This window comes from Solimonas aquatica (genome assembly GCF_900111015.1).
Taxonomy (GTDB): Bacteria; Pseudomonadota; Gammaproteobacteria; order Nevskiales; family Nevskiaceae; genus Solimonas; species Solimonas aquatica.
Map to the genome: position 1 here is coordinate 219,360 of NZ_FOFS01000008.1, position 15,957 is coordinate 235,316.

The following is a 15,957-nucleotide window of genomic DNA, read 5'->3' on the forward strand; positions in this document are numbered from 1 at the left end:
AGTTATGTTGGACGGAGTGTTTGATGCGCGTGATCCTGGCCGAATCGCAAACCCTGGTGAGAGTTGGTTTGCGCCGTCTGCTCGAAGAGCAGAATGCCGCTCAGATCGTCGGTGAGGCCGCCGACGGACAGCAGCTGCTGGAACTGACCGGGCGTCTGCGCCCGGACGCGGTGATCACCGAAATCAATCTGCCGCTGCTCAGCGGCACCGAAGCACTCACGCAGATCCGTCGTCATTACCCTGAAGTCGCAGTGCTGATCCTTTCATCGCTGATCGACGGTCAGCATGTGCGCAGCGCGCTGCGCTGCGGCGCCGCCGGCTTCATCGCCAAGGATGCCGAACCGGTGGAGCTGGGCCTGGCCTTGCGCGCCGTGCAGCGCCGGCAGATTTACCTGAGCCCTTCGATTTCACATCTGGCGGTGGAACGGCGCAGTGATCATCGCGTCGAAGACAGCGCCGAACTCACACCGCGTCAGCGGCAGGTGCTGCAGCTCATCGCGCGCGGCAAGTCGACGAAAGAAATCGCCAGCCTGATGGGCGTGAGCATCAAGACCGTGGAGACGCATCGCGCGCGCCTGATGCAGACTCTGGGTCTGTACGGCACCAATGCCCTGATGCGCCATGCCATTCGTCTGGGGCTGGACTACGCTCAGCTGTAATCGGCATCTGCCGAGTTTCCGACATCGGTCAGGGTTCGCCTGACAATTTGTAAGGAATATTTTGATTTGACCTGAGGCGACTTTGCGAAAAAGTGACGACATCGAATCCGGTGTTCCATCACGAGCAAGGTAAGCCACATGAGCAAGGTCCAAATCCAGGGTCGTCTCGGTCAGCAGATGGCCATGACCCCGCAGCTGTTGCAGTCGATCCGCTTGCTGCAGCTGTCGAGCCTGGAGCTGGAGCAGGAACTGCGTCAGGCCTTGCAGAGCAATGTCATGCTCGAAGGCGATCTGGATCTCGTCGACGAGGAACAGCCTGAGCAGACCGAGTCCGAGCCGCAGACGCCGGACGAGGAAACCGAAGTCAGCGGCCAGGACGCCGATGCGCGCGCCAAGGTCGAAGCCGATTTCGACTGGTCCAGCGCCGAGTCCTGGTCCGGCGGCGAACCCCCCGAAGAAGATGGTGAGAGCTGGGAGGCGCGTCTGCCCGCGCAAGCGGTGGCCGATGCCCGCGTTGCGGCGCTGGCACAGCTGCAGCTGATGGTGCGCAGCCCGCGCGAAGCGGCGTTGGTCGCGGCCATCGTCGAAGCCGTGGACGACAACGGTTATCTCGAAGAAAGCCTGGACGACATCGCGGCGCGCTGCGCGCTGCAGCCGGCGCCGCAGGCCGAGGAGATGGACGCGGCGCTGCGTCTGGTGCAGTCGGTGGAGCCCAGCGGTTTTGCCGCGCGCGATCTGCGCGAATGTCTGCGTCTGCAGCTCGCTCAGCAGCCGCGCGGTGCCGCGCGCACGCTGGCCGGTGAAATCATCGATGAACATCTGGAACTGCTGGCCGCGCACGACTACGCCGCGCTCGGTGCGGCGCTGCAAGTGGATGCGGTGGAACTGCACGGCGCCCTGGATCTGCTGCTCTCGCTCAATCCCAAGCCGGGCAGTGGCCTGGCCGCCGCCGCCGAAGCGGCGCTGCCCGATCTGATCGTCACCGGCACGCCCGGCGCCTGGAAGGTGGAACTCAATGCCGAGCGTCTGCCGCGCCTGCGGGTGAACCGTCTCTACGAGCGTACCATCGCCAACAGCTCGCATCGCGCCCTGCGTGATCAGCTGCAGGAAGCGCGCTGGCTGGTGCGCGGCCTGGAGATGCGCCACGACACGCTGCTGCGCACCGGTCGCGCGATCTTCGAACGCCAGCAGGCGTTTCTGGAGCGTGGCGAGGAAGGCATGGCGCCGCTCACGCTGCGCGAAATCGCCGAGCGCATCGGCATGCACGAATCCACGGTGTGCCGCGTCACCACCAACAAGTGGGTGCAGACGCCCTGGGGCGTGTACGAACTCAAGGCTTTCTTCCCCTCGCAGATCGCCGGTCGCGAAGGCGACACCTCGGGCACCGCGGTCAAGGCGATGATCCGCCGCATCATCAACGCCGAGAATCGTCAGGCACCTTTGTCCGACGGACAGATCGGCGCGCTGCTTGCGCGTCAGGGCGTGCGCATCGCACGTCGCACGGTTGCCAAGTATCGCGAAGGCATGCGCATTCCCGCCGTCAAGGATCGTTTGCCCAGTGCCAGCACCGCTCGTCTGCCGATAGCCGGTTGAGTATTGCGAGCGTGAAAACTTCTTGACGCGACCGACGGACGTTCGTCGCCCAAAACCTAGCTGCCATCGGTCGCAATCGTCTGCAGTGTCAAAGCGCCGGCATAGTGAATCGCAGAATCGTCAAAGCGGTGACGGATTCACGCTAAAGGGGATTGCTCATGTCGGACAGTCGCGTGCTGGTCATTGATCTGGATACACAGCGTGCGGAAAGCCTGCGCGCCATTCTCGAATTCATCGAGCATCGTGCCGTGCTGGTGGAAGACGCCGCACAGCTTTCGCTCGAAGGCCAGCGCCCCCAGGATTTTCTTGCGGTGATCATCGGCAAGACCGAAGGCGACAGCATCATGCGCTTCGTCGACTGGCTCAAGCGTGATCGCCTGCACCCGCCGCTGCTGGTACTGCAGCCTTATCACGCGCTGGCCATGGAACGCTTCGGACTGGACGAGAGCGCCTGCCTGACGCTGGAAACGCCGGTGCGTTACGCCGCGCTTTCGGAGCTGCTCAAGCGCGCCTCGCTGTTGCGTGAAATGGCGCATACGCCGCGCGCCGCCGCGCAAGGCCCCACCGGCAATTCCTCAGCGGTGCGCCGCGTGCGCGCACTGATCGAACAGGTCGCCGGCTTCGACACCACGGTGCTGATCACCGGCGAGTCCGGTACCGGCAAGGAAGTGGTGGCACGCGCCATTCATGCGCGCTCGCCGCGTCGCGATCAGCCTTTCGTGGCGGTGAACTGCGGCGCCATTCCGGCGGAGCTTCTGGAGAGCGAGCTGTTCGGTCATGAGAAGGGCGCGTTCACCGGCGCGATCACCGCGCGGCGCGGCCGCTTCGAACTGGCCGACGGCGGCACGCTGTTTCTCGACGAGATCGGCGACATGCCGCTGCCGATGCAGGTGAAGATCCTGCGCGTGCTGCAGGAGCGCAGCTTCGAGCGCGTCGGCGCCACGCGCAGCACGCAGTGCAATGTGCGCATCGTCGCCGCCACGCATCGCAATCTCGAGGAGGCCATCATCAAGAACGCCTTCCGCGAGGATCTGTATTACCGCCTCAATGTGTTTCCCATCGAGATGCCGCCGCTGCGCGAACGCACCGAGGATCTGCCGATGCTGATCGACGATCTGATCCAGATGCAGGAGCGCCATGGTCAGCGCGGCATGCGTCTGGCGCCGGACGCGGTGCATACGCTGCGCCAGTATCACTGGCCGGGCAATGTCCGCGAGCTGGCGAATCTGATCGAACGCCTGGCGGTGCTGCATCCCGGCAAGCTGGTGGATGCCGCGAATCTGCCGCCGCGTTATCGCAGCGGTCTGAGTGAAAGCGGCAGCGCGCCGAGCGTGCAGCCGGTGGAACCGCTGACGCCGCCGGCGCCACGCGTGGAACTCAATGAGCCACTGCGTTTCGCCTCACCGATGCTGCCGGCGCAGGCGCTGTCGGAACTGCCGCCGGAAGGTCTGAGCCTGAAGGATCACATCGAGGCCATCGAGCTGTCGCTGATCCGTCAGGCGCTGCAACAGGCCGGTGGTGTGGTGGCGCATGCCGCCAAGCTGCTCAACACGCGGCGCACCACGCTGGTGGAGAAGCTGCGCAAGTACGGGCTGACACGCGAAGCCGGTGGTCTGGAGCTGGAACCGACCACGTTCTGATCGTCGCCGTGTCGGCGCTTTGACGCGCCGGCACGGGAACAGGACTTGCACCGACGTCAGCAAACCGGCTCCACAAGCAAACCATGAACGACATCAACGTCAGCCAAGTACTCGCACAGATCCGCACCCTGCAGGCGCAGGCGGCGGCTGCTGGCGCGCGTTCGGCGGCGCCAGCCGCCAGCGCCGCCGCGCCCTCGGCCAGCGCGCTCGGCGGCAGCAGCTTCGCGTCGGCGCTGAAGAGCGCGATCAGCGATGTCAACGGTGCGCAGCAGGATGCGACGCGTCTGCAGAAGTCCTTCGCGCTGGGTGATCAGAACGTGGAGTTGTCCAGTGTGATGCTCGCCACCGCCAAGGCGCAGGTGGAATTCAAAGCGATGACCGAGGTGCGCAACCGTCTGGTGGCCGCCTATCAGGACATCATGAACATGCCGTTGTAAGCACGCGCTCATGGCCAGCTCCCAACTCGCAACCATCAAGCATCTCAAGGACATCCCGGCCCTGCGCCAGCTGTTCGGTCTGGCCGCCATAGCCGTGGCGGTGGCCGGCGGTCTGTGGCTGTGGAGCTGGTCCAAGGACGCGGCCTATACGCCGCTGTTCAACAATCTTTCGGACAAGGATGCCGGCGAGGCCGCCGACAATCTGCGCGCCGCCGGCATTCCGTATCGCATCGACAACGGTGCGCTGGTGGTGCCGCAATCGCGCGTCTATGACGCACGCCTGAAGCTCGCCTCGCAAGGCCTGCCGCACGATGCCAGCCAGGGCTTCGAGCTGATTCAGGAGCAGCAGAGCTTCGGCACCAGCCAGTTCATCGAGAACGCGCGCTATCAGCACGCGCTGGAAACCGAGCTGGCGCGCACCATCGGCAATCTGCAGCCGGTGCGCGGCGCGCGTGTGCATCTGGCGATTCCCAAGCCCTCGGCATTCGCCCGCAAGGAAGATGCGCCCAGCGCCTCGGTGTTCGTCGAGCTGTATTCCGGTCGCAGCCTGGATCGTGATCAGGTGGCCTCGATCGTGCACCTGGTCGCCTCCAGCGTGCCCGGCCTGCAGCCGGCCTCGGTGACGGTGATCGACCAGCTGGGTCATCTGCTCAGCGATACCGATCCCGACAGCCCGGTGGCGCGCAGCGCCGAGCAGTTCGAGCACACGCGCCGCATCGAAGCCGACTACGTGCGGCGCATCGAGCAGCTGCTGGCGCCGATGATGGGCAGTGGCCGCGTCAATGCGCAGGTCACCGCCGACATGGACTTCTCCGAAGTGGAAGAGGCGCGCGAGCAGTACGGCGCCGAGCCGCAGAAAGTCCGCAGCGAACAGATTTCCGAAGACGTCACGCGCAGCGCCAGCGGCAAGAGCCAGGGCGGCGTGCCGGGCGCCACCAGCAATCAGCCGCCGGCCAATCAGCCCGCGCAGGCGCTGACCAACGCCAAGAACGCGCAGAACCCCCAGGCGGCCCAGCAGGCGCAGGCCAGCACCGACGACATCCAGTCGCAGAGCAAGCAGGAATCGCGCACCTTCGAGATGGATCGCACCTTGAGCCACACGCGTCAGCCGGTGGGCCGGCTGCGGCGCCTGTCGGTGGCGGTGCTGCTGGACAACCTGCCGCGTCCCAAGGCCGCCGCGCCGGCGGATGCCAAGGACAAGGACAAGGGCAAGGCCGAAGCGGCCGCGCCGGAAATGGTGCCGACGCCGCTGACCGCCGAGGAGCTGGCCAAGGTCGAGGCGCTGGTCAAGGAAGCGGTGGGCTTCAGCGGTGATCGCGGCGACACCGTGTCGGTGCAGAACGCGTCTTTCATCACCACCGAAATCGCCGCGCCCGAGGAACTGCCGATCTGGAAACAGCCGCAGACGCGCGAGATCGCGCAACAGGTCGGTGGCGTGCTGCTGGTGCTGGTGCTGCTGCTGGTGATCGTGCGGCCGACGCTGCGCCAGCTGCTCAATGCGCCGCTGCAGCGCGTGAGGTTCGTGAGCGAAGGCGGCGAGGGTGGCGAAGCCATGGCCCTGCCGGGCGCAACGGCCGGAGGCGGGCAGATGCCCGCCGCCATCGGCGCCGGCGGCATGCCGGAAGCGCTGCCCGCGGGCGGTTACGAACAGAAGCTCCAGCTGGCGCGCAAGGCCGTGGGTGAGGATCCCAAGCGCGTCGCGCAGGTGGTCAAGACCTGGGTCAATCAGGAAGGCAGCTGATGGCAGCGGCAGGCAACAACGGCGGCAACGCCAACAACCAGATTTCCGGCACCGAGCGCGCCGCGATTCTGCTGATGTCCCTGGGCGAGGCGGAAGCCGCCGAGGTGCTCAAGCACATGAACGCCAAGGACGTGCAGAAAGTGGGCGCGGCCATGGCTTCGCTGACCAATGTCAGCCGCGAGCGCGCCGAGAACGTGATGGAAAACTTCGTCATGGAACTGGACGCGCAGACTTCGCTGGGCGTCGGTGCCGATGACTACGTCAAGCGCGTGCTGGTCGGCGCGCTGGGCAATGACAAGGCCAACGGTCTGATCGACCGCATCCTGCTCGGCCGCAACAGCAAGGGCCTGGAAGCGCTGAAGTGGATGGAGACCCGCGCAGTCGCCGATCTGGTGCGCAACGAGCATCCGCAGATCGTCGCCATCGTGCTGGCCTATCTGGACCCCGATCAGGCTTCCGAGATTCTGACGCTGCTGCCCGAGCGCATGCGCAGCGATGTGCTGATGCGCATCGCGCGGCTCGACGGCATCCAGCCGCAGGCGCTGCGCGAACTCGACGAAATCATGGAGAAGCAGTTCTCCGGCGGCAACAATCTGAAATCCTCCAGCGTCGGCGGCATCAAGGTCGCGGCCAACATCCTCAACCTGATGGAGACCTCGCAGGAGCAGTCGATCATCGGCCGCATCGCCGAGAACGATCAGGAACTCTCGCAGAAGATCCAGGACCTGATGTTCGTGTTCGACGATCTGGGCGAGGTGGACGACCGCAGCATCCAGACGCTGTTGCGCGATGTCTCTTCCGACACCCTGGCGCTGGCGCTCAAGGGCGCCGATCCGCGCATCCGCGAGAAGATCCTCAAGAACATGTCCAAGCGTGCCGCCGAAATGCTGGTCGAGGACATGGAGTCGCGCGGCCCGGCCAAGCTGTCCGAAGTGGAAGGCGCGCAGAAGGAAATGCTGGTGGTGGCGCGGCGTCTGGCCGAGGCCGGCACCATCGTGCTGGGCGGCAAGGGTGAGGAAATGGTGTGATGAACGACACCGCCGGCCCCGAGGTGGAACTGTTGTCCGATCCGCAGGCGCAGCTGCGCCGCTGGCAGGTGCCGGACTTCGGCAGCCCCAGCGAGCCGCTGACCGCGCAGCAGATCGACGACATCGAACGCGCCGCCTACGATGAAGGTCATCAGCGCGGTTACGACGATGGCTATCGCGCCGGACAGGCGCTGGTGCAGCAGCAGGCGCAGCGCCTGCGCGGCCTGCTGGAGCATCTGAGCCGGCCGCTGCAGCATCTCGACGACGAGGTCGAACAGCTGCTCAGCGATCTGGCCTGCGGTGTGGCGCGGCGCATTCTCGACGCCGAGCTGGAACTCAAGCCCGAGCGCGTGCTGGAGCTGCTGCGCAGCGCCATGAGCGCCTTGCCCGAGGACTTGCGCGAGCTGCGCCTGGACGTGAGCCCCCAGGATGCCGAGCTGGTGCGCGCGCAACTGCAGCCGCCGCCCGAATGCAAGCGCCTGCGCGTGCACGAGGATGCGCAGCTGGCACCGGGCGACTGCCGCCTGCACACCGAAAACATTTACGTGGACGCGCGCCTGGATGCGCGCGTGACACAGCTGCGCCAGGGTCTGCACGAGGCCCGGCGATGAACGCCAGCACCGCCAGCTGGCAGCGCGGCGCTGCGCAGCGCTGGAGCGCGGGCCTGCTGCGTCGCAGCGCCCAGCTGCCGGCGCTGCCGGATCTGAATCCGCAGGGCCATCTGCAGCGCGTGGTGGGCCTGACCCTGGAAGCGGTGGGCCTGCGCCTGCCGATCGGCGCGCGCTGCAGCGTGGAAAGCGAGGACGCGCCGCTGATTGCCGAAGTGGTCGGCTTTGCCGGCGACCGCACTTATCTGATGCCCACCGGCGAGATGCGTGGTCTCAAGCCGCACGCCCGCGTCAGCCCGCTGGCCGGCAGCGGCAGCATCCACATCGGTGAAAGCGTGCTGGGCCGGGTGCTCGACGCCGAAGGTCATCCCATCGACGGCGAAGGTCCGCTGCGCGGCGATCAGGAAGTCTCGCTGCAGGCCACGCCGCTCAATCCCCTGCGTCGCGAGCCGGTGGAAAAGCCGCTGGACGTGGGTGTGCGCGTGATCAACGCTCTGCTCACCGTCGGTCGTGGCCAGCGTCTGGGCCTGTTCGCCGGCACCGGCGTGGGCAAGTCCACGCTGCTGGGCATGATGACGCGCTTCACCAAGGCCGAAGTGATCGTGGTCGGCCTGATCGGCGAGCGCGGCCGTGAAGTGCGCGAGTTTCTCGACAAGAGTCTGGGCGCCGAAGGCCGGCGCCGTGCGGTGGTGGTGGCCACGCCGGCCGACCGTTCGCCGCTGCTGCGCCTGCGCGCGGCCTATACCGCCACTGCCATCGCCGAGCACTACCGCGATCAGGGCAAGCACGTGCTGCTGCTGATGGATTCGCTGACGCGCTTTGCGCATGCCTGCCGCGAGATCGGCCTGGCCGTCGGCGAGCCGCCCACCACGCGCGGTTATCCGCCTTCGGTGTTCGCGCGCCTGCCGGCGCTGGTGGAACGCGCCGGCAATGGCTACGCGGGCCAGGGCTCGATCACCGCCTTCTACACCGTGCTCACCGAAGGCGACGATCTGCAGGACCCGATCGCCGATGCGGCGCGCGGCATTCTCGACGGACACATCGTGCTCTCGCGCGCCATCGCCGACGCCGGCCTGTATCCGGCGGTGGACATCGAAGCCTCGATCTCGCGCGTGATGCACGACATCGTCGGCGAGGAACACATGCAGAAGGCGCGCGCGCTCAAGCGCCTGTTCAGCGCCTATCAGCGCAATCGCGACCTGATCAACATCGGCGCCTATCAGCGCGGCGCCGACGCCATCGTCGATGCGGCGCTGGAGAAGTGGCCGCGCATCGAAGAATTCCTCAAGCAGGACACGCACAAGGCCGCGAGTTTCGTGGACAGCGCGCGTCAGCTTGAACAGCTGCTCGGTTGAGTCAAGACCCCATCCCCCAATAGAACGCCCTGGAGCCTTACATGATGACCTCCGCCCGCATCGAACCCTTGCAGGAACTCGCCGAACAGCGCGAGGAGCAGGCGGCACGGGAACTGCGCGCCGCCCAGCAGTTGCTGGTGCAGCGCAAGGCGCAGCTGGAAGAGCTGAGCCGCTATCGCAGCGACTACGAGGCCGGTACCGAGGTGGCGGCGCCGGCGCTGCTGCGCAACCGCCTGGCTTTTCTCGACCGTCTGCGTGATGCCGAGCGCTATCAGCAGCAGCAGGTGGAAGCGGCGCGGCGTGGTGTGGAGCAGCTGCGCGCCAAATGGGCCGAGCAGTATCGCGCTTCGGCCACCATGACCCAGCTGCACGCTTCCTATCAGCGTCAGGAGCGCCAGCAGGCCGACCGTCGCGAGCAGGCCAAGCTCGATGAGCTGGCGCTGCGCATGCACGTCAAGCCGGACCAACTTTTTTGATCGCCATCCAGGCCAATGCCGCGGCGGCCGGCACGGCGCCGCTGGCGGCGCCGGCGCAGGGCGCGGCGTCCGACGGATTCGCGGGCTTGCTGGGTCTGGCGGCGACGCAGTCGCCGGCGACCGAGGCGCCGGCCCCACTGCCGGGCGCTGCGCAGCCGCAAGCGCTGACGGTTGAAACGACGCTGGCACTCAATCCCGCGTCGCCGGCCAATGCCGAGGCCCTGAGCCCGGATGCGGCGGCACAGCCGCAAGGCGAGGGACTGCCGCCGGTGTTGCTGGCCCTGCGCAGGCTGCAGCCCGAGAACGCCGCAAACGTGGCGCTGCCGGATGCAGCGGCGACGCCGGCGAGCGGGCCGGTGCCCGGCGCCGCTGCGGCCACCACGACCAGCAGCACGCCGGCGCCGCTGCCGGCGAGCGCCGCGCTGCGCCGGCTGCTGATCCGCGACGATTCCGCAACGCCAGGCGCCCAACCGGACGGTGAGCCGGCCGCGACGCTGCCCGCAAAAGCGCCGAGCGATGCCGCTGCCGTCGCAACCAGCCCGACTTCAGCAAGCGCGCTTGCGAGCGCAGCCGAAACCAAAACCGCCGCCGCAGCGATCAGCAAGGCTGCGGCCCCCAGCCCGGACAAGAGTCCCGACACTGCCAGCGCGACGACGAGCCCCGCCGCTCGCCAGGACAGCGCGGCCAGGCCGCCGCTGCCGGAGGCTGCGACGCCGCCGGACGCCGCCGCTGTTGCGGACGCCGGCGACGAGGCCGAGCCCGCAAGCCCGCCGCTGCCAGCCAGCGAACGCAGCGCGCCGCCGGACGCCGCGCCCGTTCTGCGCGGCGATGCGGCAACAGCGAGCCCCCCGAACACGACGGACAGCAAGGCGGCAGGCACTGCCAGGCAAGGCCTCGGCAAACCGGCGCCGAAGGCGGACAGCGCCGTGGCGGGCGAGGCTGCCAAGACCGTGGAGGCGCGGCCGGTGGCCACGCCAGCGACGCAGGACAAGGCCGAAGCCGAGCCTTCGACGCCGGACGAGGAGGCGCCCGATGCCGGCGCCGCCGCCGATCCGGCGCTCAGCGCTGCGCCGGCAAACGACAATCCGATGGCGGCCGCCGTGATGGCGGCGGCGGTAACGCCCAAGGCCGCGCCGACGGCGGAGCCGGGCGTGAGCCCTGACCCGACTGCTGCCGACCGCATCCAGCTCCCGGGCAAACCGGCTGGCAGGCCTGCAGCCAGGGACCGCGAGGATTCCGCCGCCTCGACCGAGCCTGCCGCGCCCGCGCCGGCCAGCGGTCTGACGCTGACGCCCGGCAGCAACCCGGCGGACAGCGCCGCAACGCCCGCGCCGACGCTGGCGCAGCACAACGAGGCCGTGCCGCGCGCGCAGGGCAGCGGCGACACCCTGAATGTGCCGGCCAACTCGGCAAGCGAGAGTGGCGCGGCTTCGCCTTCACTGGCCACGCTGCTCTCGCCGCATCCGCACAACCTCAGCGCGCCGACCGGCGGTAGCGATGCGCCCGCCAGCGGCAGCGCGCTGAGCACGCCAGTGCCGGTGGACGCCGATCTGCCCGAGGCGCTGGGCGAGCGTGTGCTGATGCTCAGCGAAGCCGGCGTGAGCAGCGCGCGCATCGAGCTGCATCCGGCCGAACTCGGCAGCCTGGTGGTGCATATCGAAGTGCATAACGATCAGGCGCAGGTGGCATTCAGCGCCGACAATCCCGCCACCCGCAGCCTGCTGCAGCAGGCCATGCCGCAGCTGCGCGAGCTGTTCGGCAGCCAGGGTCTGCAGCTGATGCGCACCCGCGTCGAAGAACGTCAGCGTGACGGCGCCAGCAGCAGCGCCGGTGGCGGCTTTGCCTCCAGCCGCGCGCGCGGTGAGAGCACGCCGGTGCGCCGCATCGGCCGTATCCGTCTGGTTGACGCCTACGTCTGAAATTTGTCGCGCATTTTTCCGGTCGCGCTGCCGGAAAACCGCCGCCGTCGCCCGGGCTATACCGCTTAGCGCAAGAACACCCCTGGAACACGACTTGCTCGGCACGCTTGTCTCATCAAAGCGTCGCCATTGGGGCGCGCGCCACCAGAACCAGTCAAGCCGGGAGCGTTACCGACATGTCGAAAGCCGAAAAGGAACCTGCTGAAGGCGAAGCCGCAGCCGCCAAGCCCAAGAAGAACATCATGGGTCTGCTGCTGCCGATCCTGATTTCGGCGGTAGTGGCCTCCGCCGCTGCCGGCGGCGTGAGTTTCTTCATCGCCAAGAAGCTGATCAGCGAAATGGCGCCGGCCGGCGAGGCTGGTCACGAGGGCGACAAGAAGAAAGAGGAAGAACACAAGGGCCCGACGATCTACGTGCCGATGGAGCCGCCGTTCGTGGTCAACATCGATGACAACGGCACCAGCCGCTTCCTGCAGGTGGCGGTGCAGATGTCCACGCACGATCCCAAGGGCGCCGAAGAGATCAAGGGCGCCGAGCCGCGCATCCGCAACGATGTGCTGATGCTGTTCTCGCAGCAGAAGATCGAAGAGCTGAGCTCGCCGGACGGCAAGGAAAAGCTGCGCGTGGCGGTGCTGGCGGCGGTGCAGAAGATCCTCGAAGAGGAACTCGGCAAGCCGACGGTCGAGGGTGTGTACTTCACCAGCTTCGTGATCCAGTAAGCCATGGCCGCCGATCTGCTCTCGCAAGACGAAATCGATGCGCTGTTGCATGGCGTCGATTCCGGTCGCGTCGACACCACGCCGCCGCCGGCACCCGGCGAGGCGCGCAACTTCGACTTCGCCACGCAGGACCGCATCATCCGCGGTCGCATGCCGACGCTGGAGATGGTCAACGAGCGCTTTGCGCGTCTGTACCGCATCTCGCTGTTCAACATGCTGCGGCGCACGCCGGAACTCACCGTGGTCGGCATCGAGACCATGAAGTTCTCGGAGTACACGCACTCGCTGTTCGTGCCCACCAGCCTGAACATGGTGCGCGTCAAGCCGCTGCGCGGCACCGCGCTGGTGGTGCTGGAGCCGCGTCTGGTGTTCACGGTGGTGGACAATTTCTTTGGTGGCGACGGCCGCATCTACACCAAGATCGAAGGCCGCGAATTCACGCCCACCGAGATGCGCGTGATCCAGCTGCTGCTGCGCCAGGCCTTTGCCGATCTCCAGGAGGCCTGGAGTCCGGTGATGCGCCTGGACTACGAATACGTGAACTCCGAGGTCAATCCGCATTTCGCCAACATCGTCTCGCCCACCGAGATCGTGGTGGCCTGCAAGTTCAAGATCGAACTGGAAGGCGGCGGCGGTCAGCTGCACGTGACGTTCCCGTACTCGATGCTGGAGCCGATCCGCGATCTGCTCGATGCCGGCATCCAGTCCGATCGTGGCGACAAGGATGAACGCTGGGCCGTGGCGCTGCGCGAGCAGCTCAAGGACACCGAGGTGGATGTCAGTGCCGAGCTGGTGCGCACCACCATCAGCCTGCGTCAGCTCACCCAGCTCAAGCCCGGCGACGTGCTGCCGGTGACGCTGCCGCGTCAGATCGATCTGCAAGTCGAAGGCATGCCGCTGATGCGCGGCAGCTTCGGCATCGCCAACGGGCACAACGCCCTGCGCATCCATGAAGTCATCCGCCGGCCGCAGCTGCCGGCCAGTGTTCGGGAATCCATATGAGCAACAACACACAGAACGAAGCCACGAAAGCCAGTTTCCAGACGCTGGAAGACAAGCCGGTGGCCGGTACGGGCGAGGTCAATCTCGATGTCATTCTCGATGTGCCGGTGACGCTGTCCATGGAAGTGGGGCGCGCGCGTCTGCCCATCCGCAATCTGCTGCAGCTCAATCAGGGCTCGGTGGTGGAGCTGGAGCGCACCGCCGGCGAACCGCTGGACGTCTACGCCAACGGCACGCTGGTGGCGCATGGTGAAGTGGTGGTGGTCAACGAGAAGTTCGGCATCCGCCTGACCGATGTGGTCAGCCCCGCCGAGCGCATCCGCAAGCTGCGCTGATGCGGGCCTGGACGCGAGCATGAACACTCCCGTGGCACAGGCGGTCGGTGGCAGCGGCGCTGCCAGCATCGCCGGCATGTTCTTCAGCCTGCTGCTGGTGATCGCGCTGATCTTCGCGCTGGCCTGGCTCATCCGTCGCGTGCAGAACCTGCGCGGCCTGCGGCGCGGCAGCCTGCAGCTGGTCGGCGGGCTGTCGGTGGGTCCCAAGGAGCGCGTGGTGCTGGTGCAGCTGGGCGAGCAGCAGTATCTGCTGGGCGTGGCCGCCGGCAGCGTGAATCTGCTGCAGCGTCTCGATGCGCCGCTGGCGCCGGTCGAGACCGAAACCCAGGTGCCGGGCACCGGCGCGTTCGCCGAGCGTCTGCGCGAAATGCTGGGGCAGAAATCATGAAGCACATCGTGCGTCTGCTGGTGCTGGTGCTGGTGCTGCTGCCGCTGGGCGAGGCCTTCGCGGCCGGCGTGCCGGCGGTGAGCGCGGCGCCGGGCAAGGGCGGCGGCACCGAGTACAGCGTCAACGTCGAAGTGCTGATTCTGATGACGGTGCTCAGCGTGCTGCCGGCGCTGCTGCTGTCGATGACCGCCTTCACCCGTATCCTGGTGGTGTTCGGCCTGCTGCGGCAGGCTCTCGGCACCGGCCAGACGCCGAGCAACCAGATCATGGTCGGCCTGGCGCTGCTGCTGTCGCTGTTCGTGATGAGCCCGGTGCTGGACCGCGTTTACAACGAAGGCGCCAAGCCCTATCTCGACGGCAAGATGAGTTTCGAGCCGGCCTTCGCCGCCGGCGTCAAGCCGCTGCGCAGCTTCATGTTTGCGCAGACCCGTGATTCGGATCTGCTGAGCTTTGCCAAGATCGCCGGGCACGGTCCCTATGCCTCGCAGGACGAGGTGCCGCTCACGGTGCTGGCCGCCGCGTTCATGACTTCCGAGCTGACCACGGCGTTTCAGATCGGCTTTCTGCTGTTCATCCCTTTCGTGGTGATCGATCTGGTGGTGTCCAGCGTGCTGATGAGCATGGGCATGATGATGCTCTCGCCGATGCTGATCTCGCTGCCGTTCAAGCTGATGCTGTTCGTGCTGGTCGATGGCTGGGCGCTGGTCACCAGCATGCTCGCCGCCAGCTTCCACGCCGCCGGGTGAAGCCATGACCCCTGAAACCATACTGAGTCTGAGCCAGGATGCGCTGTGGCTGACCCTGCAGCTGGTCTCGCCGCTGCTGCTCACCGCGCTGTCGGTGGGTGTGACCGTGGGCCTGTTCCAGGCCGCCACGCAGATCAATGAAATGACCCTGAGCTTCATTCCCAAACTGCTGGCGGTGGGCGGCGTGCTGCTCACCACCGGCGCCTGGATGCTGCGCACCATGACCGAATACACGCGGCATCTGGTGGAAAGCATTCCGACGCTGCTGCACTGAGCAGCGGCGGGCAGGATCGAGGCGGAGCCGGCTCATGCACTTCAGCGATGCGCAACTGCTGGGCTGGCTGCAGCAATACGCCTGGCCGTTCCTGCGCATCAGCGGGGTGCTGATGACGGTGCCGGTGTTTTCCTCGCATCAGATCAGCGCGCGTGCGCGCGTGCTGCTGGCGCTGCTGCTGAGCCTGATCATCGCGCCGGTGCTGCCGGCGGCGCCGGCCATCGCGCTGTGGTCGGCGGCCTGGTGGATGGCGGTGTTTCAGCAGCTGGCGATCGGCGCGCTGATCGGTGTGATTCTGCAGTTCGTGTTCGAGGCCGTGACCCTGTCCGCCGAGCTGATGTCGGCCACGGCGGGTCTGAGTTTTGCGCAGCTGGTGGATCCCTTGCGCGGTGTGACTGTGCCGGTGCTGGCGCAGTTGCTGACAATTTTTTCCACACTGGTGTTTCTGGCCATGGGCGGACATCTCCTGTTGTTCGAATATCTGGCGCGTTCTTTCACGCTGATGCCGGTGGGCGACAGTGGCCTGGGTCTGGAGGAGATGGGCGGCATCCTGCGCGCATCGAGCCGCCTGTTCGTCGACGGCCTGGGTCTGGCGCTGCCGGTGCTGCTCGGCCTGCTGGTGCTGAACCTCGCGCTCGGCGTGATCAGCCGCGCGGCGCCCTCACTCAATCTTTTCGCAGTGGGTTTTCCGCTGACCTTGCTGGCGGTGCTGCTGCTCCTGCAGCTGGCGCTGCCCAGTTATGGCGAGCGCGTGCAGCAGCTCTTCGACCAGGCCTGGGTCACGATCGTGCAGCTTCTGCGGCGGCACTGAACAATGTGGATGGCCTTGGCTCTGTCTGGCGCCTCCAACCCAGCTCAAACCGTAGGGCGGGTTAGGCGCGTGAGCGCCGTAATGCGCCGGGCTTTGCTGTTGTTTGCTGCGTGTGGTTCTCGATCTGTTGGCTTCTTCCGCCGCCCTCCGGCGGCGGACTTACTTCTCTTTGCTTGTGCAAAGAGAAGTAAGCAAGAGAAAGCACACCCCGGCTCTGGCGCCCGCT

The 15,957-nt window shown here is 66.8% G+C and carries 17 protein-coding genes; all 17 read left to right on the forward strand.

Going from position 1 to position 15,957, the window contains the following annotated elements:
* Positions 1-23: 23 nt before the first annotated feature.
* The 17 genes from BMY12_RS11605 (at position 24) to fliR (ending at position 15,731) form a co-directional block, all read left to right on the forward strand.
* Positions 24-659: a response regulator gene (locus BMY12_RS11605; protein ID WP_093286170.1), complete on the forward strand. Its 636-nt coding sequence runs from the start codon at positions 24-26 to the stop codon at positions 657-659.
* Between the two features lie 138 nt (positions 660-797).
* Entirely contained in the window at positions 798-2,252 is a 1,455-nt protein-coding gene (rpoN, locus tag BMY12_RS11610) for an RNA polymerase factor sigma-54 (RefSeq protein ID WP_093286172.1), read from the forward strand.
* A 158-nt stretch (positions 2,253-2,410) separates the two neighbouring features.
* The gene (locus BMY12_RS11615; RefSeq protein WP_093286175.1) at positions 2,411-3,892 is read left to right on the forward strand and encodes a sigma-54 dependent transcriptional regulator; all 1,482 of its coding nucleotides are present in this window, start codon (positions 2,411-2,413) and stop codon (positions 3,890-3,892) included.
* Positions 3,893-3,975: 83 nt separating this feature from the next.
* A complete protein-coding gene (fliE, locus tag BMY12_RS11620; protein ID WP_093286178.1) occupies positions 3,976-4,329 on the forward strand; it encodes a flagellar hook-basal body complex protein FliE in 354 nt (117 codons plus the stop codon).
* Between the two features lie 10 nt (positions 4,330-4,339).
* Complete coding sequence (gene fliF, locus BMY12_RS11625) at positions 4,340-6,070, forward strand: flagellar basal-body MS-ring/collar protein FliF (protein ID WP_093286181.1); 1,731 nt, start codon at positions 4,340-4,342, stop codon at positions 6,068-6,070.
* A 41-nt stretch (positions 6,071-6,111) separates the two neighbouring features.
* A complete protein-coding gene (fliG, locus tag BMY12_RS11630; RefSeq protein ID WP_177188967.1) occupies positions 6,112-7,098 on the forward strand; it encodes a flagellar motor switch protein FliG in 987 nt (328 codons plus the stop codon).
* The gene (locus tag BMY12_RS11635; RefSeq protein ID WP_093286187.1) at positions 7,098-7,709 is read left to right on the forward strand and encodes a FliH/SctL family protein; all 612 of its coding nucleotides are present in this window, start codon (positions 7,098-7,100) and stop codon (positions 7,707-7,709) included. Before fliG ends, BMY12_RS11635 begins: the two co-directional genes overlap by 1 nt.
* On the forward strand, positions 7,706-9,061 hold the full coding sequence (gene fliI / locus BMY12_RS11640) for a flagellar protein export ATPase FliI (RefSeq protein WP_093286190.1): 1,356 nt from the start codon (positions 7,706-7,708) through the stop codon (positions 9,059-9,061). Before BMY12_RS11635 ends, fliI begins: the two co-directional genes overlap by 4 nt.
* Before the next feature lie 41 nt (positions 9,062-9,102).
* Entirely contained in the window at positions 9,103-9,537 is a 435-nt protein-coding gene (gene fliJ / locus BMY12_RS11645) for a flagellar export protein FliJ (protein WP_093286193.1), read from the forward strand.
* On the forward strand, positions 9,534-11,456 hold the full coding sequence (locus tag BMY12_RS11650; RefSeq protein WP_093286196.1) for a flagellar hook-length control protein FliK: 1,923 nt from the start codon (positions 9,534-9,536) through the stop codon (positions 11,454-11,456). The genes fliJ and BMY12_RS11650 overlap by 4 nt, the downstream gene beginning before the upstream one ends.
* 176 nt (positions 11,457-11,632) lie before the next feature.
* Positions 11,633-12,175: a flagellar basal body-associated FliL family protein gene (locus BMY12_RS11655; RefSeq protein ID WP_093286199.1), complete on the forward strand. Its 543-nt coding sequence runs from the start codon at positions 11,633-11,635 to the stop codon at positions 12,173-12,175.
* Between the two features lie 3 nt (positions 12,176-12,178).
* Positions 12,179-13,177, forward strand: coding sequence for a flagellar motor switch protein FliM (gene fliM, locus BMY12_RS11660; RefSeq protein WP_093286202.1), 999 nt, complete (start codon positions 12,179-12,181; stop codon positions 13,175-13,177).
* A complete protein-coding gene (gene fliN / locus BMY12_RS11665) occupies positions 13,174-13,512 on the forward strand; it encodes a flagellar motor switch protein FliN (protein ID WP_093286205.1) in 339 nt (112 codons plus the stop codon). Before fliM ends, fliN begins: the two co-directional genes overlap by 4 nt.
* Before the next feature lie 19 nt (positions 13,513-13,531).
* Positions 13,532-13,900, forward strand: a complete 369-nt coding sequence (gene fliO, locus BMY12_RS11670) for a flagellar biosynthetic protein FliO (protein ID WP_177188966.1) — start codon at positions 13,532-13,534, stop codon at positions 13,898-13,900.
* A complete protein-coding gene (gene fliP / locus BMY12_RS11675) occupies positions 13,897-14,646 on the forward strand; it encodes a flagellar type III secretion system pore protein FliP (RefSeq protein ID WP_093286211.1) in 750 nt (249 codons plus the stop codon). Before fliO ends, fliP begins: the two co-directional genes overlap by 4 nt.
* 4 nt (positions 14,647-14,650) lie before the next feature.
* Positions 14,651-14,920: a flagellar biosynthesis protein FliQ gene (fliQ, locus tag BMY12_RS11680; RefSeq protein ID WP_093286214.1), complete on the forward strand. Its 270-nt coding sequence runs from the start codon at positions 14,651-14,653 to the stop codon at positions 14,918-14,920.
* Positions 14,921-14,954: 34 nt separating this feature from the next.
* The gene (gene fliR / locus BMY12_RS11685; protein ID WP_093286217.1) at positions 14,955-15,731 is read left to right on the forward strand and encodes a flagellar biosynthetic protein FliR; all 777 of its coding nucleotides are present in this window, start codon (positions 14,955-14,957) and stop codon (positions 15,729-15,731) included.
* Positions 15,732-15,957 lie beyond the last annotated feature (226 nt).